Annotated in this window: 26 protein-coding genes and 1 pseudogene; 14 read left to right on the top strand and 13 right to left on the bottom strand. The window is 69.9% G+C overall.

What is annotated here, in order from left to right:
• Positions 1-8: 8 nt before the first annotated feature.
• From ACIPXM_RS08050 to ACIPXM_RS08040, 3 genes are read right to left on the bottom strand one after another with little or no spacing between them, the layout of a single operon-like run.
• Positions 9-710: an ATP-binding protein gene (locus ACIPXM_RS08050; protein ID WP_401653181.1), complete on the bottom strand. Its 702-nt coding sequence runs from the start codon at positions 708-710 to the stop codon at positions 9-11.
• A complete protein-coding gene (locus ACIPXM_RS08045; RefSeq protein WP_401653179.1) occupies positions 710-1,729 on the bottom strand; it encodes a hypothetical protein in 1,020 nt (339 codons plus the stop codon). Before ACIPXM_RS08045 ends, ACIPXM_RS08050 begins: the two co-directional genes overlap by 1 nt.
• Before the next feature lies 1 nt (position 1,730).
• Positions 1,731-2,057, bottom strand: coding sequence for a transcriptional regulator (locus ACIPXM_RS08040; RefSeq protein ID WP_401653177.1), 327 nt, complete (start codon positions 2,055-2,057; stop codon positions 1,731-1,733).
• A gap of 354 nt (positions 2,058-2,411) precedes the next feature.
• Here ACIPXM_RS08040 and ACIPXM_RS08035 point away from each other — a divergent pair, with 354 nt between their 5' ends.
• Entirely contained in the window at positions 2,412-3,272 is an 861-nt protein-coding gene (locus ACIPXM_RS08035; protein WP_229870975.1) for a helix-turn-helix transcriptional regulator, read from the top strand.
• A 54-nt stretch (positions 3,273-3,326) separates the two neighbouring features.
• On the opposite strand, the gene ACIPXM_RS08030 is transcribed toward ACIPXM_RS08035, so the two are convergent.
• Genes ACIPXM_RS08030 through ACIPXM_RS08020 form a run of 3 tightly spaced genes read right to left on the bottom strand, consistent with a single transcriptional unit; the run spans position 3,327 to position 6,231 of the window.
• Positions 3,327-4,514 (bottom strand): amidohydrolase family protein, encoded by a 1,188-nt coding sequence (locus ACIPXM_RS08030; RefSeq protein WP_401653175.1) that lies wholly within the window; start codon positions 4,512-4,514, stop codon positions 3,327-3,329.
• A gap of 23 nt (positions 4,515-4,537) precedes the next feature.
• Positions 4,538-5,635 (bottom strand): MAB_1171c family putative transporter, encoded by a 1,098-nt coding sequence (locus ACIPXM_RS08025; RefSeq protein ID WP_401653173.1) that lies wholly within the window; start codon positions 5,633-5,635, stop codon positions 4,538-4,540.
• Between the two features lie 20 nt (positions 5,636-5,655).
• Positions 5,656-6,231 carry a hypothetical protein gene (locus ACIPXM_RS08020; RefSeq protein ID WP_401653171.1) on the bottom strand — a complete coding sequence of 192 codons (576 nt, stop codon included), beginning with the start codon at positions 6,229-6,231 and terminating at the stop codon, positions 5,656-5,658.
• A gap of 619 nt (positions 6,232-6,850) precedes the next feature.
• On the opposite strand from ACIPXM_RS08020, the pseudogene ACIPXM_RS08015 reads away from it, so the two are divergent.
• Positions 6,851-7,257: pseudogene (locus ACIPXM_RS08015) on the top strand (pyridoxamine 5'-phosphate oxidase family protein); the annotation flags it as partial.
• 472 nt (positions 7,258-7,729) lie between these two features.
• Here the strand turns inward: ACIPXM_RS08015 and ACIPXM_RS08010 are convergent.
• The 4 genes from ACIPXM_RS08010 to ACIPXM_RS07995 are packed head-to-tail and all read right to left on the bottom strand — an operon-like array spanning position 7,730 to position 11,690.
• Complete coding sequence (locus ACIPXM_RS08010; RefSeq protein WP_401653682.1) at positions 7,730-8,929, bottom strand: damage-control phosphatase ARMT1 family protein; 1,200 nt, start codon at positions 8,927-8,929, stop codon at positions 7,730-7,732.
• Positions 8,930-8,989: 60 nt separating this feature from the next.
• The gene (locus ACIPXM_RS08005) at positions 8,990-9,436 is read right to left on the bottom strand and encodes a hypothetical protein (RefSeq protein WP_401653169.1); all 447 of its coding nucleotides are present in this window, start codon (positions 9,434-9,436) and stop codon (positions 8,990-8,992) included.
• Positions 9,437-9,468: 32 nt separating this feature from the next.
• Positions 9,469-11,010 (bottom strand): restriction endonuclease fold toxin-2 domain-containing protein, encoded by a 1,542-nt coding sequence (locus ACIPXM_RS08000; protein ID WP_401653167.1) that lies wholly within the window; start codon positions 11,008-11,010, stop codon positions 9,469-9,471.
• On the bottom strand, positions 11,007-11,690 hold the full coding sequence (locus tag ACIPXM_RS07995; RefSeq protein ID WP_401653165.1) for an ATP-binding protein: 684 nt from the start codon (positions 11,688-11,690) through the stop codon (positions 11,007-11,009). The genes ACIPXM_RS08000 and ACIPXM_RS07995 overlap by 4 nt, the downstream gene beginning before the upstream one ends.
• 328 nt (positions 11,691-12,018) lie before the next feature.
• Here ACIPXM_RS07995 and ACIPXM_RS07990 point away from each other — a divergent pair, with 328 nt between their 5' ends.
• Positions 12,019-12,642: a nucleotidyltransferase domain-containing protein gene (locus tag ACIPXM_RS07990; RefSeq protein WP_401653163.1), complete on the top strand. Its 624-nt coding sequence runs from the start codon at positions 12,019-12,021 to the stop codon at positions 12,640-12,642.
• Here the strand turns inward: ACIPXM_RS07990 and ACIPXM_RS07985 are convergent.
• The 3 genes from ACIPXM_RS07985 to ACIPXM_RS07975 are packed head-to-tail and all read right to left on the bottom strand — an operon-like array spanning position 12,629 to position 15,588.
• Positions 12,629-13,087: a PPC domain-containing DNA-binding protein gene (locus ACIPXM_RS07985; protein ID WP_401253884.1), complete on the bottom strand. Its 459-nt coding sequence runs from the start codon at positions 13,085-13,087 to the stop codon at positions 12,629-12,631. The genes ACIPXM_RS07990 and ACIPXM_RS07985 overlap by 14 nt on opposite strands.
• 27 nt (positions 13,088-13,114) lie before the next feature.
• The gene (locus ACIPXM_RS07980; protein ID WP_401653161.1) at positions 13,115-14,116 is read right to left on the bottom strand and encodes an asparaginase; all 1,002 of its coding nucleotides are present in this window, start codon (positions 14,114-14,116) and stop codon (positions 13,115-13,117) included.
• Between the two features lie 59 nt (positions 14,117-14,175).
• Positions 14,176-15,588: a helix-turn-helix domain-containing protein gene (locus tag ACIPXM_RS07975; protein ID WP_401653159.1), complete on the bottom strand. Its 1,413-nt coding sequence runs from the start codon at positions 15,586-15,588 to the stop codon at positions 14,176-14,178.
• A gap of 306 nt (positions 15,589-15,894) precedes the next feature.
• On the opposite strand from ACIPXM_RS07975, the gene ACIPXM_RS07970 reads away from it, so the two are divergent.
• From ACIPXM_RS07970 to ACIPXM_RS07920, 11 genes are all read left to right on the top strand, one after another.
• Positions 15,895-16,656, top strand: coding sequence for a hypothetical protein (locus ACIPXM_RS07970; RefSeq protein ID WP_401653157.1), 762 nt, complete (start codon positions 15,895-15,897; stop codon positions 16,654-16,656).
• Positions 16,653-17,339, top strand: coding sequence for a dTMP kinase (locus ACIPXM_RS07965; RefSeq protein WP_401653155.1), 687 nt, complete (start codon positions 16,653-16,655; stop codon positions 17,337-17,339). The genes ACIPXM_RS07970 and ACIPXM_RS07965 overlap by 4 nt, the downstream gene beginning before the upstream one ends.
• Complete coding sequence (locus tag ACIPXM_RS07960) at positions 17,332-18,201, top strand: isocitrate lyase/phosphoenolpyruvate mutase family protein (protein WP_401653153.1); 870 nt, start codon at positions 17,332-17,334, stop codon at positions 18,199-18,201. Before ACIPXM_RS07965 ends, ACIPXM_RS07960 begins: the two co-directional genes overlap by 8 nt.
• A 29-nt stretch (positions 18,202-18,230) precedes the next feature.
• Positions 18,231-18,662: an NUDIX domain-containing protein gene (locus tag ACIPXM_RS07955; protein ID WP_401653151.1), complete on the top strand. Its 432-nt coding sequence runs from the start codon at positions 18,231-18,233 to the stop codon at positions 18,660-18,662.
• Between the two features lie 5 nt (positions 18,663-18,667).
• Positions 18,668-19,333, top strand: coding sequence for a TylF/MycF/NovP-related O-methyltransferase (locus ACIPXM_RS07950; protein WP_401653148.1), 666 nt, complete (start codon positions 18,668-18,670; stop codon positions 19,331-19,333).
• Entirely contained in the window at positions 19,330-20,253 is a 924-nt protein-coding gene (locus ACIPXM_RS07945) for an NAD(P)-dependent oxidoreductase (protein WP_401653146.1), read from the top strand. Before ACIPXM_RS07950 ends, ACIPXM_RS07945 begins: the two co-directional genes overlap by 4 nt.
• Positions 20,250-21,116: a hypothetical protein gene (locus tag ACIPXM_RS07940; RefSeq protein ID WP_401653144.1), complete on the top strand. Its 867-nt coding sequence runs from the start codon at positions 20,250-20,252 to the stop codon at positions 21,114-21,116. Before ACIPXM_RS07945 ends, ACIPXM_RS07940 begins: the two co-directional genes overlap by 4 nt.
• Positions 21,117-21,146: 30 nt before the next feature.
• Positions 21,147-23,030 carry a radical SAM protein gene (locus ACIPXM_RS07935; RefSeq protein ID WP_401653142.1) on the top strand — a complete coding sequence of 628 codons (1,884 nt, stop codon included), beginning with the start codon at positions 21,147-21,149 and terminating at the stop codon, positions 23,028-23,030.
• Positions 23,027-23,746, top strand: a complete 720-nt coding sequence (locus tag ACIPXM_RS07930) for a 2OG-Fe(II) oxygenase (RefSeq protein ID WP_401653140.1) — start codon at positions 23,027-23,029, stop codon at positions 23,744-23,746. Before ACIPXM_RS07935 ends, ACIPXM_RS07930 begins: the two co-directional genes overlap by 4 nt.
• 90 nt (positions 23,747-23,836) lie before the next feature.
• Positions 23,837-23,998, top strand: coding sequence for a hypothetical protein (locus tag ACIPXM_RS07925; protein ID WP_158718651.1), 162 nt, complete (start codon positions 23,837-23,839; stop codon positions 23,996-23,998).
• A gap of 57 nt (positions 23,999-24,055) precedes the next feature.
• The gene (locus ACIPXM_RS07920) at positions 24,056-24,946 is read left to right on the top strand and encodes an aKG-HExxH-type peptide beta-hydroxylase (protein WP_401653137.1); all 891 of its coding nucleotides are present in this window, start codon (positions 24,056-24,058) and stop codon (positions 24,944-24,946) included.
• The last annotated feature ends 109 nt before the right edge of the window (positions 24,947-25,055 follow it).

The raw sequence follows: 25,055 nt of genomic DNA, 5'->3' as shown, positions 1-25,055 counted from the left end.
GGGATTGGTCAGGCCGCGAGGCGGTGCCGTCTGCGGTCGACCTGCTCGAACTCGACCCGGGTGGTCATCTGGGCGAGCCGGGAGGCGACGCGGTCGCCGAGCTGGGCCCGGAGATCGCTGATGCGCAGGTTGGTGGTGACCAGGGTCGGGAGCTCGTAGTTGTACCGGCGGTTGATCAGCCGGTACGTCACTTCCTCGGTCCAGTCGCTGGCCTTGGCGGCACCGAGGTCGTCGATGATCAGCAGCGGGCAGCGGCTGACGGCAGCCAGCTCCCGCTCGCTGTCGGCTCCGGGCCGGGGGCGGAGGTCGGCGTACAGGTCGGCGGCGGTGGTCGCGCGCCAGCGCACGCCGACTCCGCTCTGCACCAGAGCCCGGACCGCGCCGTACGCCTGGTGCGTTTTGCCCGCGCCGACGACGCCGGCCATCAGCAGGCTGGGGCCGGTGGTGACCTGTCGTCGGGCTCCCTGATTGGGGGCGACGGCGGCGTCGGCGACGGTGCGGACCCAGGCCAGGACCTGGGGGTGGTCGGCGACGGCGGCCCGGTAGCGCGGGGGCACACCGGCCGACAGGGCCTCCAGCGGGGAGACGGTCTCGGGCTCGACCGGTGCGGCGGCCGTGGCGGGGTCGATGTTGCGGGCGGCCAGGATCCGGGCCATCCGGTCCAGGGTTCCCTCGCCGAGGGTCTGCGGTTCGCAGTGACGGGTGCGCATCACAGCTCCTCGGCGTAGGCGGCAGCGGCGTCGGTCGGGTTGGTCCACGCCTGGTGGGCGGGCACGTTAGGCCGGATTCCCGGCCGGGCCAAACCGCCGGAGCGTGCGTTCATGGCCTCGTTGACCATGCTGGTCAGCACGCTGGGGTGCTTGGGGTTGGCCGCGAAGTTCGCCAGTCCGGCGCGGATGTGCTCCGGGGCGATGCCCTCGCCCAGGAGCTTCTTGGCGATCCGGCCGAGGTGGCCGATCACGTCGCTGGGCGGACGCTCGTCGCAGGCGGCGACGTACTCGCCGACGAGCTGGTTGGCCGAGACGCCGGCTGCGGGCGCCGTGCGCCCCGTAGGGACAAGAGATCCAGGATCCAGGATCCTAGATCCAGGCGCCGAGCCCTCTCCGAGGCTTCGAGGAAGGTTCGGGGAGCCCTCGGTGAATGCGCTCTGACCTGCACTTTTCGCTCCCTCGGGCGGGGAGACTCCAGTCATGCCGTTGAAGGCGTCCTGTCGTCCGGCAGGAGCCTCGCCCGTGTGGTCGCGAGGGGTCGCGGTAGCGTGGGCGACCGGATCGAGGGTTCGAGGAGCGTTCGGTGAAGCTTCGGCGAACGCTCGGGGGGTGACGGGCGAGTCCTCGGGCCGCTTGCTGCAGGTGCCCTTGCAGGGGGCGCACCGGGCGGCGGTCTGGTGCTGCGGGCAGGTGGGGATGCGCGACTGGCTCGGCTTGTCGATCTTCTGGTGCTCGGACCAGGTCACGATGTGGAGATAGCGGCGACCGTCACAGCCGGTGTACCGGCAGATCAGGCCGGCTGTGGCGAGCTGGTGCAGGTCGTCCTCGACGTGGACCGAGGTGTGCTCGGCCCGGAGGGGCCAGAGGAGCCCGGCGATGATCGCGGCGTTGTCGCGGTGGCGGCCGTGGTCGTCGGCCTGGGTGAGGAGCCCGAAGAAGGTCCGCTCGGCCTCGACGCTCACTTCGGCGAGCGACTCGGAGACGAACGCCTCCGGCTTGATGGTCCTGATCCGCGCCATGTCAGCGGCCCCTGCCGGTGGCAACCGAGTCGCTGCGGGTGAGGGTGGCGTCGGCGAGGTCGAAGACGTGCGGCCTGGTCCAGTCCGCCTCGGGCCAGACCCGCAGGATCCAGCGGGCGGCGACCCTGGCGGTCGTACGGTTCGTCGTCAAGATCCTCCCGGACTCATTCCTGACGACGGCGTGCAGATGGGGCCACCTCTGCTTCGGGTCGTCGAGACCGACCCGGACCGTGGCCGCGCCCGGGATCATGTCGGCGAGCTGGGTGGCGAGGCGGTGCTGGCGGCCGATTTCCGGGCAGGCCAGAGTTCCGCTCGGCATGGCGAGCATGCGATACTCCGTTGTTCGTAGGAGCGCGGTGCGGTGGTTCTCGTGCAAAAGCCCCGCCGCCCGCGTGATGTGTTGGACACCTCTTGAGGTGTCGGCCCGGCGCTTGGGAGTTAGCAGCTCCCGGGCGCCGGTTCTTTATTGCTGGCGTTCATCACGGGCCGTTCGCCTGCATCGTCCACCTCCCCTGCGCTCTGCCTCTGCGCACGCCTGCCCTCGAGGGCAGGGGTGCGCATCCCTGCGTTTTTCGGTAGCCTGAAGCTATCTTGACCAGCCCGAAAGGTCAACGTCTCGAAATTTCTTCGGCTCTCCCGAAAACGAGGTCTGATGCCAGCTCGCCGCTTCGACAGAACTCGCATGCGCTCGGTGCGCCGGGCTGCCGAGATCTCTCAGTCCGACGTGGCGTCCGCCCTGGGTGTCGCGGATTCGACGGTGGCAGGGTGGGAGCTCGGCTCGTCCACGCCGGATCAGGAGAAGCTGTCCGCCCTGGCCCAGGTGCTCAAGCAACCGGTGGACTCTCTGTTCCCCCGGGACGGCCTGCCCGACCTCACCGACCTGCGGTGCGACGCCGGCCTGCACCGGTACGAGATGGCGGCGGTCATCGGCACCAAGAGCGACGGCCCAGTGGCCGGCGCGGAACAAGGAGTGCGGCGCCTCAAGGACAAGTACCTCCCCTCTTTGGCCGAGGCGTACGGCGTCACCGTGGACGAGGTGAGACGGGCGCAGGAACGTTCCATGGCCAAGGCTCGCGGCGAGGAAGTACAGCGGGAGGCCGCTTTCGTTCCCGAGGCCGAGGAGCCCCCTCGTACTCTGGCCGGGAAGATCACCTTGCTGCTCGAACGCTCGTATCCCGAGGGAACGGCGCCAGGGGACGCGGAGATCGCCAAGGCCGTGAACGCGTACGCCGGGGCGGAGGTCTCCAGCCCCGAGATGATGGCAGCCCTCCGGACGGGCTCTGCCGGAACCCCTGCTCCCGTTGTTCTGGAGGGGCTCGCCGACTTCTTCGGTGTCGCGCGTTTGTACTTCGAGCCTGACGATGCCGTCGTGCGCCAGGTCTATGAAGGGCTGCGCCTGATGTCAGCCGCCAAGCGCGGGAAGGTGGGTCGCGTCCGCGCCCGCGGCCTCGGCTCCGAGGGTCTACCCGCAGAGGTCCTTTCCATCCTGAACGAATTCGCGACCGAGTTCGAGAAGAAGGCCGGCCCCACCGACAACGAGTAGTGCCCTGACTCCGGCTTCTCAGCTTGGGAGGCAGGGCACTTGGGCAGGCGTCCCCTACTCGGCCGCCGACGTCGGCTCGTAGTGCTCTCCGCCGACGAACACGGCACGGACGTTCTTCAGCGCGCCCAGGTCCGAAAGCGGATCGCCGTCGACGAGGAGCAGGTCGGCACGGTGTCCGGGAGTGATCCGCCCGGTCGTGGTGTCCAGCCCCAGCGCTGTGGCCGCTTCGGACGTCGCCATGTCGATGATCGCGGCGGGCGTCAGGCCCAGGTGGGCGTAGAACGAGAGAGCGGGGACCAGTCCGTCGAATCCGGCACGCTGCACGCCGGCGTCCGTGCCGGCCACCAGGCGTACGCCCGCGTCGGCCATCCGGCCCACCATGTCGAACATCGCGGCGGCTCGCTCCTCTCCGAAAATTCGGGGAAGCATCTGCCAGTGAGGGCTGACCGCCGGGCAGACGGCGATCCCCCGGTCGATGATCTGCTGCACCACGTCCTGCCGGAAGTCGAGGCCGCCGCCGGTCATCCAGGTGCAGTGCTCGATGGTGTCCACCCCCGCCTCTACGGCGGCGGCAATGCCATCGGCTCCGTGCGCGTGGGCAGCGACGGGAACGCCTGCCCGATGGGCCTCGTCGACGAGGGCGCCCAGTTCTTCCTTAGTGAACTGGGACTCGTGGCTCTTGGGACCGTCCTTCGTCAGGCCGCCGCCGGTGACCATGGCCTTGATGACTCCGGCGCCGGCCGCGAGATTGCGACGGACAAGGTCGCGGGCCTCGGCTTCACCGGTGATCTCGCCTCCGAGGAAGTGGCAGTGCCCGCCCACTGTGGTCGCCGGCGTGCCTGCGGACACGATCCACGGCCCCGGAGTCCGGCCCTCGCTGATCTCGGCGGCCAGCCTGAGGGCCAGCCCGCCCCGGTCGCCGAGGTCGCGGGCCGTGGTGACGCCGCTGCGCAGCAGCTGCTCCGCACGATGGCGCATGTCTTCGAGCAGGACTTCGTCCGTCGAGGTCTGGAGGCCGGCCACCGGGTCGGGGCTGCCGTCAAAGACCAAGTGGACGTGAGCGTCGATCAGGCCCGGCATGATCGTCCCGTCGAACGCGAACCGAGGCGTGTCGGCGCCGGCCTGCTCCTCGACCTCCCTGCGCGGTCCGACAGCAGCGATCAAGCCGTCCTTGACGAGGACGGCCCCGTCTTCGAGGTACGTCCCCGATCCGACGAGGACGCGTCCGCCGGTGATCAGCATGCTGGCTCCTTGGGCGTGGGGGGTCATACGGCGTTCCTCAGAGCGTCGGACACCTCTATCAGTTGTTTCACATCCGACTCGCGGTCGCTTCCCAGCGCCATCGCGAGAGGGACGGCACGGCGCGGCACCGGAACCCCTTCCTCGATTCGTCCGGCGGCCCTCCGGAGTCGGGCCGCGAGCTCGTCGGTGTCGAGGTCGAGCATCGCGCTGTCGTCGCCGTCGTCCAGAAGGTACGGGCTGATGTCCACCAGGCCGTCGCGACATTCGACGATGCGACGGTGGTAGCGGCGGTGCACACCGCGGGCACGCCAGCGGTCGAGCGCCGCCGGGGAGGCCGGCCGCAGCACGGTGTCGGGATACGCCTCCGTCAGCAGTTCCCACAGGGGGGCGAGGCGGCGGTGGTCGCGTCGATGCCGGAGCCAGAGCCGCAGGGAGGAGAGCCGTGCTCGCGCGCCGGAGTAGGTGATACCGGCCGCGAACAGCAGGATGGACGCGACCAGGAGGAAGGCGACGGCCGCCATCACGGGATGAGGCACCTCGCCGCCGCCCCATCGAACGGCGACGATGACGGCGCGGATCGCGCAGGCGACGGCCATCGCGCCCAGGCCGACGGCCGTCATCCACAGCCCGGTGGAATGCGGCCGGCGAGACATGCGCGCGTACTGGGTCGTCCAGCGGTACGCCATGCCCAGGACGTACATGAGGTAGAGGCCGGCGCCGGCGTAGAAGAAGGCGATCTGCGGGACCGTCATGTCGGCCGTGCTGAAACTGCCGGCGAAGACCTCGTGCGGGACCGTCAGCGCCGCCGCGCTGATCGCGATCACGACGAGGCCGACGGCGACCGCTTCCTTGCGCGCCCGCCGACGCCCCGCCTCTTCGTCGGCAGCCGAGAAGAGGTAGAAGCACATCAGGAAGTAGACCGTCAGGAGCAGCAGGACGTTCTGGATCAGCTTGGCCGCTCCGTGGCCGGCGACCGTGTCGACGCCGGAGGCGCCTCCCGGCATGGCGACAGGGTACGAGAGCGTGGCGCAAAGGAGGCAGAGCGTGACGGAGCGCAGGGGTGCGTCGTGGGGGGATCGTTTCAGCTGGTAGACCTTCCAGCCGAGGGCGGCGACAAGCACCAGAAGGAGCAGTTCCACGGCTACAGCCACCCTCGCCGGTCACCGAGCGCCGCCTCGACACGACGCAGGGAGGGGTCCTCCGGCAGCGGCGTTGCATCGGCCAGCAGGGACGACCACTCCAGGATGATCGTGGCCACCAGCTCGACGGAACACTCCTCGCTGTCGTCGTACGAGCAGCGGCGTGCCACGCGCTTGATGGTCTCGGGCGTGAAGACGGGCAGCATGGCGGCCCAGCCTTCGACGAAGACGGCTGTCTCCTCCTCTGCGGCAACGGCAGGGTCCGTCTCCGGCCGAGCCTCGACGGCTTCTTCGTTCTCCGCGACGAGGATGTGGCCGACTTCGTGGAGGATGATGTGCTCTTGGTGCATGCGGGTCGTTTCCTGCTGGTACAGGATCACGTCGTAGTCGTCGTACTCGACCCACATCCCCGAAGGACCCGGCTTCGACAGAGGGGCTTCCCGCAGGTACAGAGGTCGGCCCCGGCGTCGGCTGAGCGCCTGGCACAGGTCCTCGATATCGAGTGGCGGTGCGATTCCAAGGTCCTGCAGCTCACGCCGAACCAGCCGATGCAGGTCACCTTCCACGGTGCGGTTCACGGCCGGCCGCCAACGACTGAGTCGCCCGGCTCGACCTCCTCCGCCTTGCGAAGGAACCGATCGCCCTACCGCGCCCCGGGCACGATTCTCTGACCACACTGGGTAATCCTCCAACCGTCTGGTGATCGCTCCCCCGAGCAGGGGTAAATCCCCCATTGATGACGTTTGATCTCTGAGTCCAACCGACCTTGGTCGTATACGGCTGCAAGCACCAAGAGGCCCCACCGGACCTCGGCCGCCCCGGCCGCCAGACCACTCCACCTCATGCCGATATCGCATACGCGAACACCACGAACCTACGGATGAGGCACCTTCGGCCAGGTCTCGGGAACCTGATGGACGGTACGTGATCGCGGGGACGAACCACGAACCCCAACTCGCGATCCACCCAGTCGGCGCAAATCGCTCAAAACAGCCATCGATATGCCATTAGGCACTCCCGACCTGGCGTTTCACGATCTCGTCGCGTGCACCTCAGACGCCGAGCAGCAATAGCGAGCTGTTATGAATCCGAGATGTTTACGCCTGGATGGAATCAGACAAATGGCCCACACCACCATGAAATACTCCCCCGATAACCACATGTGGCGCCGGTCACTCTGGGGCGTATCGGGCAGTCATGGTCATTGCTCTTTCCGGCACGCTGAAGGCCCTCCCTGGGCAAACCGATGACTACAAGAAGTTCTGGAGCGAATACCAGTCGTGCACACTCACTACACTGCGGCCTGCCGGCGGGCCGCACATGGCCCCGGTCGGAGTGACCATCGCCCCAGCCACTGGCATCGTCTGACTTACCGCTCGCAAATCAAGCCGGAAAGTCGCCAACATCCTGGTCGGCGGCGACCAAGTGCGCGTTGCGGTATGCCAGGTGGACGGAGGTCGGTGGGCCGCACTTGAAGTCGCAGCACCAACGCTGCCGAAGTCGCAGACGCCGTTGCCGGTTACGCAGAGCGATACGGGCGCACACCAGCTCCAGACCCCGAGCGCGTTGTCATCCAGATCGCCGTGGAGAGAGCTGTGGGGCAAGGTTTCCGCCCGGCGCCATGGGGCCGCCTCAAGGGCTGCGGCGGTACTGCTCGACGGGGGATGGAGACGACGCCGTCCTCGCCCGCCGGCACCGACCCCACGTCCGCCTCCGCACCGTGCCCGGTCCGGTCGCCGACCATGTCCTGCGGCTCGTCTACGGCGCCGCCGGCGCGGCTCTCGTCGCCCGCCGGCCGAGCGTGGGCAAGGAGTCGGGGATCGTCATGGACGCCGCCCGTCTCGGCGTCCCACTCCTCGCCCCAGCGGCCACAACAACAACTGCGTCGAATTCCTCACCCTCCCTCGCCGGATCAGGCCGTCTTCCGTGACTCGAAGGATCCGGATCGTCAGGCAATCGCATTCCGTGCCTCGTCCTGGATCTCGTTCATGCACGCCTGCCGACACGGATGGCCTGACGGCCGCGACCCCGAGGTAGGGCGGAACCGACCGCACCGCCCGAAGCCCTCGCCCAGATCTACGATCGCACCTGGACCAACGCGTGGGTACCGCTCGTACGCCAGGCGTCCCCGGCCAGTTCGAGAGCATCCACGGTTTCCTGCTCCAGTCCGACGATGACGTCGGACTTCAGGGTCCGGAGCGCCGCGACGGCCCCGGGGAAGTACGCGGTGCGTTCGGCGAAGGGGGACGTGGGGTGCCACAGCCGGTCGCCCACCAGGCGGCGGTAGTTGAGATCGCCCTTCAGGATGGTGAGCGTGGCGCTCGCGAACTCGACGCGTAGGTCCTCGGGCATCTCCTCGTACGGCAATGGAGCGCAGAAGAACGGGTGGGTGCGGACCTCGAGGCTTCCTGCCGCCATGAACTTCCAGAGTCGGCCGCCGATCCGGCCGGCTTCTCCGGGTGCCTTGGTGAGGCGCCGGAGGCAGTCGACCACGTCCGCGGTCATCGCGTCGGAGACGTAGTACGGGTAGGGCTTGACGTGCAGCACGACCCGCTCGGCACGCCCATGCTCGAGGAGGTGGTCGATGAGGACGAGGTCGGGAATTAGCTCACGACCCGCATTGTCGGCCACCACTGCCACGGTGGCCGAGGTGCCGACGGGCAGGAGCTGCCACAGCGTGGCGCTCTCGTCGGCGACCAGCGCAGAGGTCGTGACGTCACTCGGTCCCGACTGCCCCGCCGAGATGCTGAAGCCGAGGTCCGCGCGGTTGCCCCAGAGCGAGGCGTGCAGCAGGGCCGTGGCCCGCTCCTCGACCGAAGCATCGGCGAGGGGGTCCAAGACCCGCAGCTCCTCCTCCACCGCCTCGCCCCGCAGTTCGGCCCGCTTGAACGGCGCGAACGGATCGACTCCCTGCCATGGGCCGGTGCCGAAGTACCCGACCGCGCCGAGGAGCCTGCGGTAGAAGTAGCCCTCCGCCCACAGGAATGGGGCGTCGTACCAGGAATGCCCGAAGTACTCCTTCCCCCAGTCCGCCCAGCGCTCACGATCGTGATCCGCGGGGGCGAGAGGTTCGATGACGCCATTGATGATCTCGTCCAGCAGCGCGTCGAGGGCCTCGTGCTGCCCGGGGCCGTACGGGAAGGCGTCTCGCACCTGTTGGATGAGGGCAGGGTGGCGCTTGGCCAGCACACCCCAGGCGAACGAGCCGGGCTCGTTACTCAGGATGATCGACGCACCGGTCGCATCGCCCGAGACACGGGATGTCTTCTCTGTCATGGTGTCCAAGCCCTTCGCATGTCGATCACGTGGCCGTGGTCCCCAGGGACGTGCTCGCTGTCAGTCCAGCCCGCCGGTGGCTTCGAGATGAGCAAGGAAGGCGGCCACGAGGCGGGGACGGGGCACGTGGGGGACGAGCGCGTCGGGCAGGTCGGCTTCCAGACCCCACTCCGTGTTGAAGGTGATGCTGCCGCTGTCCGGGACGACGCTGGCCCACAGCCACTTGACGAACTCCGCTGCGGCAAGGGCAGTGCAGTCCTCGATGGCGATGCCTTCCGGGGACAGCTTGGCCATGCCCTCCAGCTCCTCCTCGCCGACCGTGATGCCGAAGTGCATGACGGACCCACGAACGGGGCCTTCGTCCCCCTCATCGATACGGATGAAAGCGTCCGTCTTCCTTTCACGCAGTTTGGCCTCGATCCCCTCGTAGGTCAGGCCCCACGTGGAACCCTCGCCCGGTCCGAAGACGTACATGGTCCGGAGTTCGGCCAGTTCGGACGCGTCCATGCGCTCGCTCCCTCATCGTGTGCTGCCGCTGGTCAGGGTACGTATCGGGCGTAGCCCTTGACGCCGTAGGCCGCCATCATCACGCGCCAGTAGGCCACGGAATCCGCGTTGTTCGTGACCGTCTCCACGCCCCGCATCTCCTTGTTGCGCGGGTCGTTGAGAGCGGCGTTGTACTTCGTGAGCTCCTTGCGGTCCTTGTCGTACAGGAAGTCCTTCTTGCCGGACTGGTGGTTCGCGCGGAGTTCGTCGAGCGAGCGGTAGCACGGCTTGTTCGGGTTGTTGACGTACTTGGCCTCGATCGCCATGCCGTCGCGGTCACGGAAGCCGTCGACCATAAGGGTGCTGTTGGCGCTGATGCCGAGCGGGATGGGGACCTCGTACTCGGGGTATCCGGCGACCCGCCTCTGGTAGGCGACCTCGGCGGGCTTCCCGCCGGACACGTCTCCGGCACGCAGCGAGTTCAACCACGTCTGGAAGTTCTGCTGCTCGGGGGCGGTGAGGGGCGGGAAGCGCGGGTCCGGCGGCGTCGGCGGAGGCATCGGCTGTACGCGGGGGCCGTTCGGCGGGCGGTAGCCCACGGGGACCACGAGGGGCACCCGGATCAGCGGCGCGAGGAAGGGCGGCAGGGACGGAAGGGGCAGGAAGCCGCCCCCGTCCGGCTGGGGCATGGGGACCTTGGCCTGTGAGCTGTCGAGCGCCGGCGGGATGTTACCCAGGCGCGCGATGCGCATGTCGCCGGTGACGAGCTCGTGCAGGCCGCCGTCGTGTCCCTCGCCGCCGAACAGCGGCCGCTCCCAGATGGCGAGCGGCTCGCCGAAGAGGGGGCTTTCCTCGTCCGGGATCCGCTTCAGCGCCGTTTCGATGTGATCCGCGTACGCGTCGCAGGCATGGGCGATCATGCGGCAGGCGGACGGCAGGTTCGCCATCAGGGTCTCGTCCTCGCCGACCGCGGAGGGAGGCGGGGTCTTACCGACGAACACGGTGAAGAAGGTCTGGACGGCTGCGGCGGTCTCGCCGAGCTGCTGGGCGGTCGCAATGCGCCAGGCGCTTTCGGAGTCCCAGTAGGCCTCGTCCAGGATGCCCGCCGCCGAACGCCAGGCGTTGGCCGTCTTGCGGAGCTTGTCCCGCTGACCGTGGAAGCGCGAGCTGAGCAGGTACTGGTCGGTCCAGCTGGTCTCACCCACGACCTCGGGCAGCTCCTCGGCGTTGTGGCTGGCGCGCGGATTGCAGTCCGGCCTCGCAGGCTGCGACCCGATGTCAGGCCCCACGCTCTGGCCGAGCAGGGACGCGGCGACCGCGCTCTCCTGCTTGAGGAAGTCCTCGGTGGCCTTGAGCATGGCGCCCGCACCGTTCGCCATCACCTGATGGGCGAGGCCAGCTGCCTCGAAGACAGTCTTCACCGCCGGCTTGTACACGGCGGCGAAGGCCCGGCCGGCGTTGTCGTCACCCGCCATCCCGCCATGAGCGCTGAGCTCCGTGAACAGCAGACCCAGCATGTCGTAGATCAGGTCCCGCAACCGCACCATGGACCACGAGGCGTTCACGTAGTTCCCCGCCTTGTGCTGAAGATTCAAGACTCCCCCGCGCCCTCGGCCACCAGGCTGTTCGACGGACCGTACACGTTGGCGACGGGAGGAGCTCCGCCACACCGGGCACGTGGAGCATCTGTGGCCGATTCCTGCCGGAAGCGGGCTTGACCGCTGCCATCGTGGGATTCCGATGTGCTGTCAAGCTGTCGGAGCTTCGACTCGTTCCCGGACCGGGGTGCCCGAGTGCCGACAGCATCACTCCCGTCGGCCGGGGCCGGCAACGCCGGGGCCAGCACGATCCAGGCGGCCTTGGCACCACGTTCCGTGACGTGGAACCCCCACTGCCCGTGGGCCAGCTCGTTCACGATGCGCAGGCCCCGGCCACGCTCCACGAGCAACCCGCCCGGCTCGGCTGGTTCGGCGTCCGACGGCGACGTGGCACCGCTGTAGAGGCCCGCGGGGAGCAGAGGGTTCCCATCATGGATCTCGCAGATGTACCTCCCGGCAGCCGAGCGGACGTGCACCTCGTACGGGCCGTACGCGTGCTCGTGCGCGTTCGCCACGAGCTCCGAGACTGCCAGGACGCCGTCACTGACGACGTCCCCGGACAGCCCCAGGTCCCTGAGGACACGTCGCAGGACCGCGCGGGCTTCGCCCGTCGGGTTGGGAGTGCGGTCGGTCCAGCGGTACACGAGGCCGAGAGCGGCGGATGGCACGCTGATCATCGGGCGACGGACCTCCTGTGGGTGACAGCGATGGCCTTCTCCCGGGGGCACGCGGTCGCGGAAGTACGGCCAGTACGCCGCCGAGAGGCATACGGCCGCAGGAAGCACATGGCTTCGGGCACGCGGCCCCGGAAGGATCGTGGCTCAAGCACCGGCCACGAGGCCGGTCGCGAGTCACGCGCTCAACGATGGATGCCGGTGTCCCTGATGCTCATGGGCGTTTATGAGCGCAGGGGGTGCGGGCGGGGGCGACAGGGCCCTGCAGCGAGACCGTCGACCCGCCGCCGGCCTTCGCATCCGCCCCTCTGATCACTGGGAGTATGGGCGGGTGAGTGCTGACGTGTTGGGACGCTGGGTGCCGGATCGTCCCGAGGATGTGGCCGCGGTCTTCGCAAAGGCGGACTTCCCGTGGTGGATCGCCGGTGGCTACGCGATCGAACTCGCGGTTGGCCGCGAGCTGCGCGCACACGGCGATCTCGATGTCCTCGTCCTCCGGCGCGACCAGTCCCTCGTACGTGGCCTACTGGCCGCCTGGAACCTGTACGTGGCGGACCCGCCCGGCCAGGGGGAGCTTCAACCGTGGCGTCCTGGCGAGGTCCTTCGGCCGCCGCTCCACGACATCTGGTGCCGCCGTACGCCCAAGGCGCCCTGGTCGGTGCAGCTCATGCTGGACGAGGCCGAGGGCACCCAGTGGGTCTCGCGGCGTGACCCTGCGATCCGCCTCCCGATCGACCGGCTCGGACGCACGACCGAGACGGGCGTCCCGTATCTCGCGCCCGAGGTCCAGCTCTTCTACAAGGCGAAGGCGACCCGGGACAAGGACGAGACCGACTTCGAAGCGGTGCTGCCGCTGCTCGACGCTCCAGCACGCGCCTGGCTGGCGGACGCGATCAAGGTGATCGCGCCTGGCCACCACTGGCTCCGGCGGCTCCTGCCGGTCAGCCGAACGTGAGCAGCGGCACGTCGTAAAGGTCGGGGTTCCGGGGCCGGGTCATCGTGGGCGACGTGACCTCCACGATCAGCAGTTCGCTGAGGAACTGGACCTTGGCGCTGAGGAGGTGGCTCGTCCTGCCGTCGGCCGACTGGGCCTTCAGGCCGGCGGAGACGTGGATGTGCGGGAGTATCCCGCCGGTGGCCGGGTCGTGAGCGAGGGTGCCGGCGCCGAACGCCTCGACGTTGGTGACGTACGTCTTCGCCCAGACCGGTGCGTCCGGGTCGGCGAGCTTTTCGCAGGCACCCACGATCTCGGCCTCCGCGAAGGCCCCGATGAACGAGGGTATGTAGCCCTGCCGTACGCCGTTGTCCCGGCAGAAGGTGGACAGCGCATCGAAGAAGTCCTCCCCGTGGTCGAAGGTGACGCCGAAGGTACGGCCAACGGTCAGCTCGTGAGCACGCATGTGCGGGTGTCTCCTGAAGAGGTGGGGTCAGCGGGCGAAGGCGGCGGTGAAGGTCTCTCGGACCGCAGCCCCGTCGGCGCCCTGGGCGAGCAGGGCCTGCAGCAGGAGCCGGGCCTGGTACGGGCCGAGGTCGCCGGCGCCGATGAGTCCTCGTCCGAGGAGGTCCTTCTCGGAGCCGGGGAAGCCGTACGTGTCGGACAGGACGGGGCCGTTGCCGATGCGGGAGGTGAGGACCACGGGGATGCGGGACGCGAGCTTGGTGAGCCCTTCGACGAGACGCTCCGGGACGTGGCCGACGCCGAAGGCCGCGACCACGAGCCCGTCGCAGTTGCCGTCCCACAGGTCGAGCAGTGCACCGTCGTCGCCAAGGGTGACGACGTAGAGCCCGACACGTGCCTCACGGTCGGGGGCTCCGACGAGCGGTCCGCGGGGCGGTAGGCCGCCCGCGATCCGCACCCGGTTCTCCACGACCCGCGCGATCGGTCCGCACGACGGGGAGGTGAAGGCGGCTGGGCTGGTGGTGTGGGACTTGCGGACGGTCCGGGCCGAGTGGATCTCGTCGCCGAGGACGACGAGGCAGCCGGCGCCCCGGAGTCCAGGGTCGGCGGCGGCCAGGACAGCGGCGTAGAGGTTGGCCGGACCGTCGGCGCCGGGGAGGGTGGGGTTGCGCATCGCGCCGGTGACGACGACCGGCTGCTCGTGGCCGTGGTAGAGGTCGAGGAGGAAGGCGGTCTCCTCGATGGTGTCGGTGCCCTGGGTGATGACGACGCCGTCGACGTCCCCGGTCTCCAGCTGCGCCGCGATCGCGGCCGACAGCGCGGTGAGGTCCTCGAAGGTCAGGGAGGCGCCGGGCAGACGTCGGAAGTCCCGCACCTTGAGGCCGATGCCGCTCGTGGCCAGGGCGGGTACGGCGGCGAGGAGTTCGTGGGCGGAGAGCGCTGGTACGACGCCTCCGGTGGCGGGATCGGTGGTCATGGCGATCGTGCCGCCGAGGGAGAAGACCGCCACGTTCCTGACCGACTCCGTCATGTCCCCTGCTCCCCTGTCCGGACGCCGCCGAGCGCGGCCTCGCGAGTGGTTCACGCAGGCTATCGGGTCGGCGCCGTACGGGTACGCGGAATGATCACCAGCTGTTCGGCCACGAACCGGCAGGCGGCCTCCAGCCCTTCGAGGCCCAGCAGCCGGCTGCGCGGCCGGGCCAGCCGCTCGGTGCCGGCGGCCGATAACTGCGCGCACCGGCGTCCGAGCCAGGTGGCGTCGAGACCGAGGTACTCCGCCGTTGCCGCGAGGCGCTGTCCGGCCTGCTCGGCCGCCGTGGCCGAGTGGTGGCTGACGTGGTCCGTCACATCGGCGAACGTCCGCAGGGCTCCCGGCCGCGCGGTGACCGCGAGGTGGGACGCCCCCGCGGTCCGTACCCATGAGGCGATCACAGCTCGGCGCCTGTGGGCGAGGGCGAAACCGTCGGTGTGCGCGAAACCTCCGTCGTCCGTCACCCAGGTATGGATGCCGAAGGACTCCATGAGCGCGATGGCGAGGAACAGCAGAACGCGCTCGTACGCCGGTGAGGAGGCGACCGCCGTCTCGGGGACGCAGAACCCCCGGCCGCTGGTACCGCCTGGACGCCGGGGCGCCATTCGTTCGAGGTAGCGGTACTTGTGCCGGAAGAACAGCCAGGTGGCGGCCTCCTCACCGCGCTGTTCCCTGGTCCAGAAGACGGGCGCGTCGCCCAGGTGGTCACGGTGGCCCAGGATGTACCGGGCCGCGGTCTCCGAGCCGATCAGCATCGTGGACACTTCGGTCAGGCCGTGGTCGAAGGCGAGCGGCGAGCCTGGGGAAGCGGTGAGCGAAGCCAGCGAGGTGTGTAGGGCCTGGTCGTCGCCGAGCAGCGCCGCCTCGAATCCCGACATGGCCCACAGGATGCCGTAAGTCAGGTCGTCCAGTTCGTACGCGGCCGGGACGTCGACCGGGTCGGAGGCGGTGCCGCGTACGCCGCTCGTCCTGGCGTCGGTGACGAACTGCCGGACCGCCCCGTCCACAGTGCGGTTCGCGACGACGAGCGCGCGCATCGGCATGGTACGCCAGGCGTCCAGCTCCGGGCGGGAGTCGAGTCGCAGGCTGTCCCCGATGAAGGAGGCTGCGGGAAGGGTCAGCACAGGCAGCGCCGTCGTCGAGACGGACCGGCCGGCGGGTAACAGAAGCTGGCCCGGGCCTTCGGGCAGCGCCACGTACCCACGGGCTCCAGTGTCCGCCGTTCCTGGTCGGCTCGTGGCGTCCGGGGTGTGCGGATCGGCCGTGGGCAGGAGCCCGAGCAGTTCCTCCGGAACTCCCAATGCATCGGTCCACTGGACGAACTGCCGTCGGTCGCGGATCTGTTTGAGCCCACGCTCGAGTCTGCTGACCTCGGCTTGGTCGATGCTGACCATCCGCGCCACGCCGGCCTGGGAGAGGCCCGTGTGCTTCCTGAACAGCTTGACGACGGTGCCGAGTTCCCATGCGGCCACGGCTCGCCGGACCGTCGGATCACGCCAGAAGGCCGGGTCGGCCCGCCGGGCCGTCGGCCCGTCCTGGCACGAGGCGCATCGTGTACCGGCGTTGAAGCGACTGAGAAGGGCACCGCAGCGCGTGCACCGCCGCTGTCCGCTGTCGACCATGGTCGGCATTCTCCCTCGCTCTGCGACCACCCGGACACGTTCCGCTGGTGGCGCTCATAAACGCTCATGAGCGTGGGCCTTCGTGGCGGCCATCGTGGTGGAGCACCACCGACCGGAGCCGCGTGCCGCGACTCCCCGGACGTGAGGATCCGACCTGTGACCTCCTTGACCCTGCCGCCCCGGCCACCCGATTCGCCACCACTGGCCCATGCCTGGCAGACGCTGGCGGACGGGCTGCTGACCCAGCGGCTCCATCTCCATCTCGACGAATGGCGGGCTGCCGTCACCGAGGGGAAGACGCTGCCGGACGTGCCGGGCGCCGATGTCTCCGTGCTGGCCCAGCGCCCGTCTCCGCTGCCGGCAGGCGACGAGTCCGCGATGGCGCTGCTGGAGGACGCCGGGCTCGGCTTCTGGTGGGAGCTGCTCCAACGACACGGAGCGGAGTCGCGGAACCAGCGCGGGGCGCTTCACCGCGCCGCCGACATCGCTGCCCAGAGCATCCTCGCGGAGCAGTCCGGGGCGGCCTGGTCCGACGCCGTGACGGCCGTCAGCGCCGCCGCCGCGTGGTGGGTGGGCTTCTTCACGGTCATCCGCCACCGCGGGGTGCACCACATCACGCTGGAGCCGCACCCGAGCCCGCTCCATGAGCAGGCCCTGGGCACCGCGGTGAGCGTCGTGGCCCACGGCATGGCCACGCGGGTGCTGGAGGCGGCGCTGCGTAACTCCGACGATGACCCGGCCCTCCGCGCCGCGTACTGCCGGGCCATCGAGGCCGGCGTCTGCGCCGAGCCCGAGCTGCCTCGCCTCATCGACGAGTTGGCGGAGCTCCGCCTGGTGGACCTGGTGTCCACCACGGCCCGCTGGCGGGGCCGCTTCACCAAGTACGCAGGCGGCACGGGGGCGGGGCAGGTCGAATGAACCACCGCTATCCGTTCATCGTCATCGAGGGGCTCGACGGCACCGGCAAGACGACGCTGCGCAAGGGCCTGTTCCGGCTCTGGGAAGGGCTCTACGGCGTCACCCCGCTGTGCATGCTCACGACCAACTTCCTCGCCGCCGACCGGGCCGCCGCCATCGTCACGGGCAAGTACCAGCCGAACACCGGGAACCGTGACGCCTACCTGTCCGCGATCGCGGCGGACAAGCGGGCCACGCTGGAACGCCTCGTGCTCCCCCAGCGGCCGGCCCGGCCCGTGATCGCGGATCGCTGGCTCCTCAGCGAGCTGGCCTTCTTCGCGGTGAAGCACGGCATGAGGGCGTCGGAGACGTACGAGACGCTGGCCGCGCACCTCACCGTGGCCCCGGATCTCACTCTCGTCCTGGACCTGGAGACCGACGCCTCGATGAGCCGGGCGCAGGCCCGACAGGGAGACGCCGTCCGGGCCGACTGGGACGTGCACGACGTCCAGAGCCGGGTTCGCGAGACCTACGAGGCCGTGGTCACGAAGCCCGACGAGTTCCCGCTCCTCGGCGACGTGGTCCGCATGGACGCCCGCCGACCCCGGTCCGAGGTGCTGCTCGCCGCCTGGGACGTACTGCGTGAACGGCAGCTGGTGCCGCCGGTCGCCGCCCGCACGGAAGGAGGAGAGACCCATGCCTGACGCCACGAAGGCGATGCATCTGCGCAGGGCCCTCGCCGACAGCGAGCGAAAGCACCCGCTCCTGGCGATCGGTGCGGTGAACGCACTCGCCGCACACGTCGCAGCGGAGGCGGGCTTCGACGCCCTGTGGGTAAGCGGCCTGGAGGTGTCCGCGGCCTCCGGGCTGCCGGACGCCAACGTCCTGGGCCCCCGGGACCTGTCCGACGTGGTCGCCTCGCTCGGCCGTGTCACCGAACTGCCCGTCATCGTGGACATCGACAACGCGGGCGGCTCGGGGCGCACGGCGGAGCGGTTCGCCTCCGACCTGATGCGCGCCGGAGCCGCGGCGGTGTGTGTCGAGGACAGCGCGTACCCGAAGTGCAACAGCTTCGCGGCCCACCGGGCCCAGAACCTCGCCGACCGGGACCTGCTGTGCGAGCAGGTGGGGCGCATACGGAAGATCGCCGGTGACGGCCTCGTGGTCGTGGCCCGCACCGAGGCCCTGATCGCCGGCGAGGACATGGCCACGGCGATCGCCCGTGCCGAGGCGTACGCCGAGGCCGGAGCGGATGCGGTACTCATCCACTCCAAGGACGCGACCGGTAAGCAGGCGCGGGCCATCGGGCGAGCGTGGAGTCACGGCGTGCCGCTGGTCAGCGTGCCCACGGCGTTCCCCGACCTGAGCGCCGCCGAACTCGGCGAGGCCGGCTTCCGCCTCTGCATCTACGCGAACCAGCTCAGCCGTGCCGCCCTCGCAGGTATGCGCACCGCCGCCCGTCAGTTCCGGCGTGGAGGGAGTTTCCGCTCCACCGTCGCGGGGTCTCTGGCGGAGGTCGGCGACCTGATGCGCGTCGGCGAGCCGGAGGCGCTGTCGTGCCTCTGACGCCCGAGCTGCCACGAATCAGCGTGTCCGTGAAGGCAGCAATCGTGCGCGACGGCGCCGTCCTGCTGCTGTCGTACGACGACGAGGCCGGGTTCCACTACAACCTTCCCGGCGGCAAGGCCCAGGTCGGCGAGGACCTGCGCCAAGCCGTGAACCGCAAGGTCGCGCAGGAGACCGGCCTGCAGGTCGTGGCCCGGCGTCTGTTGTGCGTCGTCGAGTACGTCCCCGAGTCGTGGCAGGGCGAGTTCGGGGACGTACAGAAGGTCCAGTTCAACTTCCTCGCGGAGCAGGTGGACGACGCGGAGCCGCGCATGCCGGAACCGCCGGACCCCATCCAGGTGGGCTTCGAGTGGGTTCCGCTGGATCGTCTGGGCGACGTGTACCTGTTGCCCCGGATCAACCGCCCGCTGTCGGCGGCGTTGAACGGGGAGCTCGCCGACCCCTTCGTGGACAGGTGGTGACCTTCATGGATCCGATGCTGAAGGATCTGCGGGAGTGGCTGCTCCGGGAGCACGCCGGTACGGTCTGTGCCGACCGGCTCCGCGTGATCGCCGACGAGCTCACAGACCTGACGGCTCGCGGTCTGCCGGGAGCCGTGGTGGAACTCGGCTGCTACAAGGGCGCGATGGCCCTCTGGATCCGTAGCGTGCTCGATTCGCTGGGCGACCGCGACCGCGAGATCCACGTCTACGACTCCTTCCAGGGCATGCCCGCGCCCGGTGCCGGGGACTCGCACCATCTGGCGGCGGGCGAGCTCCGGTCGTCGCCGGACGACGTGCGCGCCACGCACACGACCTGGGGCAGGCCGGCACCGGTCATCCATCCGGGGTGGTTCGACGAGACCCTTCCCAAGGAGCTGCCCGATGACATCGCGTTCGCCTACCTGGACGGCGACTTCTACGACTCGACCCTCACGGGCCTCACGCACTGCGTCACCCGCCTGGTGCCGACCGGCGTGCTGCTCGTCGACGACTACGCGGACACGACGGTCAACCCGCGGGCCTGGGACGGGCTCCCTGGGGTGAAGCGCGCCTGCGACGTGTACTTCGGCGCGCCTTCGCCCGTGACCGTCGTCGTCGGCGAGGGCGATCTCGCCTTCGGCCGGTACGAGAAGCCGGAGTTCCCCGGATGAGCGCTGTCCTGGTGCTACGCGGTGCGGCGGACGCGAGCGCGATCCGCCGCGCCCTGCCCGATGTCCTCGTACACGAGTTGCCGAACCTGGACTCGCCTCCGCCCGCCGACACGGCCGTGCTCGTCCTGCGCTCCGGCATCCGTGTCGGCGAGAGGGAGCTCGACGCGCTCCCCCGCCTGCGGCACGTCGTACGGGCCGGCTCCGGCATCGACCACATCGACGTGAACGCCCTCCGGCACCGTGGCATCACTTTGCACCGCAACGCCGAAGCGGGCGCGGGCGCCGTGGGCGAGTGGGTCCTCGCCGCTGCCCTCGCCCTGGCCCGGCGTATCCCCTTGGGGCAGCACGCGCTGCTGCTCGGCCAGCACGAGAAGCAGGCGTGTATGGGGGCGTCACTCGGCACCCTGGCCGCGGGCATCTGGGGCGCGGGCCCGGTGGGGCTGGCCGCCGACTGGGCCCTCGCCCCCTTCGTGGGCCGCACGGCCTTCGCCGCGTGGCCGTCGAACCCTCCCGGTCTGCGAGAGCTGTCGGCGACAGCCCTCATGGAGCAGTCGCAGGTACACGTGATCGCTCTGCCGCTGCGTCCCACGACCGAACAGCTCATCGGCGAGGACTTCCTCGCACGCGTCGCTCCGCAGCGGCCTCTGCTGATCTGCGCCGGGCGGCTGGAGACCCTCGACGTCGCCGCCTGCCTGCGGGCACTGGCGGACGGGAGGCTCTCGGGCCTCGCCCTCGACCCGGTCGAGCGGGAGCACCTGCCGCTCCTCGCCGGCTCCCCGACGCCGCTCAACCTCCTGGCCACGCCCCACATCGGCGCCCAGCGCTCCGACGTGCGCAGCGCGCTCGACCGATGGGCCGTCGATCTCCTCAAGGAGATCACCGCAGACAACAGGATCCTGATCGAAGGAGGCCACCGGTGAACCCATCGGCACGACTGCGCCGGGAGATCGCCGACAGAGTCGCCCAAGCGCTGGTCGCGTCCGGCGAGGCCCGCGAGGTCTGGCTGGAGGGAGCCCTCGCCTGCGGCTTCGCCCACGCAGCGAGCGACATCGACCTGCGTGGCATCGTGGACGGCGACCTTCCGGCCTGGGAGTCGCGCATCGTGGACGGCGTCCGTGTCGACCTCCAGGCGACGGCGCCGCAGCGGGCCGAGGAACTCCGTGACCTGCTCCGCTCCTTCGACGTGCGCCGCGATGACCTCGGATCGTTCCGTCGGGTACGCGCCTCGATGCACGACCTCATGTGTCTGCGTACCGCCCTCTCATACGGCTCCGGGGGCTGGGATCCGGTGCTCGACCCCGGGGAGCGCCAGGGCTACCGACGCTGGGCGGTCGCCGACCAGGCCGAGGTCGCTGCGAGTCTCGCGGAGGACTTGACCGGCCTCGTCGAGGACGGCCTGGCCGAATCGGCCGGCGTCGTGTGCCGGAAGCTGGAGACCTGCCTCACCGCGCTCCGCTGCGCGACGGCTGGCCACCCTGTCCTCGGCGACAAGTGGCTGCCGCTGCTTGCCGACGCGCAGCCTCGCCCGTCGATCGACCCGGCTCGCGCAGAGACGTGGGAGTGGTTCCGCCCCGTTCAGCGAGGCGTGACGAGAGCGCTTCTGGACTGCTGGCCCGTCGACGACCCGCTGCAGAAGCCTCCCCATCTGGATGCCCCTGACGCCGGCTGGCTGCCCCAGCGGTACGCCGACGGGTGGTTCCTTCGCCGTGGCGACGTCCACATCCCCATCACCGGCGGGCAGCTTCTCGGGTGGCTGTCCACGGTCTCCACCGATGACGCGTAGACCGCGTCTCTCCTCCTCCGGAGTCCTCTGATGCCCGTCACCCGCACCGCCTCCATCGACCTGGAGAGTCTCTACGCCCCGCTGTTGAGCACCGGGCCGGACACGGCCGTCTCCGTCATCCTCAAGCTCCGCGGGGAGACCTGCGACATCGACTGCCTGTACTGCTTCGAGAAGCGCAAGGAGTCACCGGGTGGCGCCCGGATCAGCGCAGAACAGGTCCACCGCCTCGGTTCGATCTTCTCCGGGCGTCCGCTCAGCGTCGAACTCCACGGCGGGGAGCCCCTGACCGCCGGCCGGGAACGGATCGCGGAGATCCTGGACGCGCTCGCCGCACAGCCGAACGTCATCCGCGTGAGCCTCCAGACCAACGGCCTCCAGCTCGACGACGCCTGGCTGGACCTGTTCGAGCGGCACTGCCCCCAGCTGGAGATCGGCCTCTCCCTCGACGGGGACGCGCTCGGGAACTCGTGGCGCGTCGGTTACGACGGCCGCCCCACGTACCCCCGAGTGGTCGAAGCCCTGGAACTCCTCGGCCGTCGGGAACGCCGCGTCGGCGTCATCTGCGCCGTCACCCCATACGTCATCGGCCGGGCCTCCGAGGTCATAGAGCACCTCGCCTCCTTTCCCGCCGTGACGACGGTCAGCCTGGTGCCGTGCTTCGACGCGGCGGTCACCCGGTCGACCACGGTGGCCGGATTCCGCACGCCGACCAGCCGGGCACTCCAGCGACGGGCAATCGGCCCCACCGGCCCGGCCTGGGCCGTCACGCCGGGTCAGTACGCCGACTTCGTGCTGGAGGCCGCCCACCACTGGGTCGCCGACGGCCTGTTCCGCCGCGTCAAGCTGGAGCCCGTCGTCTCCGTCATCCGCCGCCTGAGGGGTCTACAAACCCGTTCCTGTCACTTCTCCGACCTGAAGTGCGACCACGTCCTCACCCTCTATCCCGATGACCGACTGGGAAGCTGTGATGAGCTGCCCTGGCCGCAGGCCGGCCTGGCCGCGCTCGGTGACGTACACGCTGAGGCGGACCTGGCCGGCGCCCAGGGCAGCTCTCCCCTGCTTCAGCAGGCTCGCTCCCTGGTCACGAAGTGCACGACATGCGACTACCGCGACACCTGCGGCGCGGGCTGCCCAGCGGTCCGCCTGCGCTTCGCCGCCGCGGGCGACGAAGACGCGTACTGCGACCACCGCATGCGCCTGATCGACGGCGTCGCCGCCCTGCTCGCCCAGCCGGGTCTCCCGCCCGGTGCCTCCTGTTCCCGGCTGCAATGGCGTCCCGTCCGCCCCAACGACATGCACCACGTCGTAGCCTTCCTGGCCCGGTGGGATGACCCCGCCGTACCGCGCCCGCCAGCACGCCTCCAGGTCAGCGCCCACGGCAACATCAACACGGTCGGCCTCCCCGGCGTTCACGAGGCGGACGATCTCGACCCGCGACACCCCCAGTGGTACGAGGGCATCGAGCCCGGCGTCCGCCCGGTCGTCGACGCGCTCACCGCGGGCTGGAACACCGTCACCTATGACAGCTGCCAGGGCCACGCATACGCCGACCTCCCCGGAGCCGAGCCCCGATTCCTCTCGGTCGGCATCCTGCCGCGCGACCGCGCCGAGTACGCGCGAACAGCGGCGCGCCTGTGCCGTGCCGCCAGCCGAGCCGAGTCCTCCCTGCCCGGAGCGTGTTCGCTGGTCCTCGGCCGCAACGAGCTCACGTGCCGCACCACCGGCCGGGTCTATTCGACGCTCGACCTCCATCTCGTACCCTCTGCCGACACCACGCCTGCCGAGTACTTCGAGGACCTCACCAAGGCCATGCACGTACTCACGGAGGCCTTGGCCGAAGCCGCCTCTGCCCCGCCGTCCACCCTCTGCGCCTGCGCGACCGCAGCCCACTCCAGCGATGGAGGCGAGCAGTGATCCACATCGCCGAGACGCTGTCCATCCGCACCGTGGAGAGCTTCCTCAGACCGAACGAGATCGAGCGCCTCAACGACGTCATGGACGACGCGCTCGGCCCCCTCGGGCGCGACCGGTACGGCGCGGGCCGCCATACGACCATCCACGAGATCCCCGGTCGCTCCCCCGCCGAGGCGCAGGACGTCTACGAGCCGGCCGGTCGGATCGAGATGACCGACATCCCGTACGAGGCGACCGTCCTCCTCGACCAGGCTGTCAAGCTCCACATGGCCGCCATCACGCGCACCCTGCCGTCGGTCACCGGCCACCGGCCGTGGATCTACCTCGAGTACGGCGCGGGCCAGCACATCACCCCGCATGCGGACGGCATCGCCCCCGATCCCCTCACCCGTCCTCGGCAGATCGCCGCCGCGACGGTCACGCTCACGGACATGCAGGACACAGGCGGGGCGTTCTACGTGGAGACCACGGGCAGCGACGCCGCCTGGATCACCGACGAGGCACCGACCGGGTCGGGTTACGCCCCGGGTATGCGCTTCGCACACGACGGAACGGACATGTCCTCCCCCTGGTTTCGCGCCATGCCTCGCACCCGATGGAGCGTCGCACCCGCTCCTGGGACTCTCGTGGTCTTCGGCAGCCAGCTCGTCCACGGCACCGAACCGGTCCGCGCCGGCCGCGTTCGCAAGTTCCTGACGCTCTTCGTCTCCGAGTAAGGAGCCATGCATCCGTGACCGGCCCCCGCGGCCCGCCCGCACCAGCCCTTCGCCCCAACCCACCGCCCCGACCTGAGGAGAGAGCGAGCAGTGGCAGACGACAAGACGTTCGACGAGTTCCTGGAGGCGGTCGCATCCCTGCGTGACAGCGACCCGGTGCGCACCACCGCGCACACCTCCAACGCGGCCACCGAGACCTGGCTGGCCACCACGGTGCAGCCTGACGCCGCTGAGCCCACCACCGAGTCCTGACCCGCCACGGGGCCGGGCCCGTCCCGGTCCGGCCCCGTCCCACTCCCGGAGCCCCAGATGAGCGCTCTCTCCCCGGAAGCCCTGGTCGCCCTCGGCGGTATCGCCGACCACCAGCGCCAACGGACCAGCCGTATCGCTGCCGTACTCGGTAACCGCCTCGGCTCGTCCGCCCTCGACTACGCCGTCGCCCACCACCTGCTCGAAGGCGCCGAACACGCGGCGCGCGCCCGGGACGCGGACCGCCTCGCCTGGTACCGCCGTACGACGGTGCAAGACCTGACCCACCTGTCGGCCGGCCCGCACATCGTGCTCAGCCCACCCCCAGAGGACCTGCTCCACTCGGAGATCTCCGAAACCGCGTACTACCTCGTGGGCCCCAACACCAGCCCTGCCCCACCCGAGGCCCTTGGCCTCGTTCGTGCCGCCCTCCTCTCCGCGACCGAGCACGGCTTCGGCACCCTGCTCACCCAGCACGCCCCCGTCGTCTGCCTGCTCAACCGTCGCCGACTCGAAGAGACCCTCCGTAGCTGGGCCCTCACCCGCCTCCCGGGCACCGTCTTCACCGACTACACCACCCACCCCGAGGTCCTGGCCCGCGACCTGATCCACGAGGCCGCCCACAACTGGCTCAACGACGCCCTGGCCGCGCACGACGTCAGCCTCCCCGCCGACGTCACCTTCCTCTCTCCCTGGCGAGGAACCCCTCGTCCCGTCTACGGCTTCCTGCATGCCTGCTGGGCCTTCTCCCTCACAGTGCTGTACGTGCGGCGGACCCGGCACAGCGTCACCGGTTCCGTGGTTCCCTTCTTCGACGCCCACCTGCGCCAGCAGGAGGACCAGTTCGCCTGCGCACTCGAATCGCTGGCTGAGGCACTCTCATACGTCTCCGCTGACGCGCTCCGTGATCGCGTCAGCCGTGCCGTAAGCAAGGCCGTCGATTCGGCGTAACCCGGGACTATCCGAGCACTCCCACCCCTGACGGCGCGGTAACAAGGCACCTACTGCAACCACGAGCACAGGCATTCGGCGATCGGCCAGCGCGCACCACCGGCACCGC

Origin of the sequence: Streptomyces sp. NPDC090025, assembly GCF_044748125.1 — a bacterium.
Classification (GTDB): Bacteria; Actinomycetota; Actinomycetes; order Streptomycetales; family Streptomycetaceae; genus Streptomyces.
Note: the sequence above shows the minus strand (reverse complement) of the source record. Positions and strands in the feature narration are given on the sequence as shown.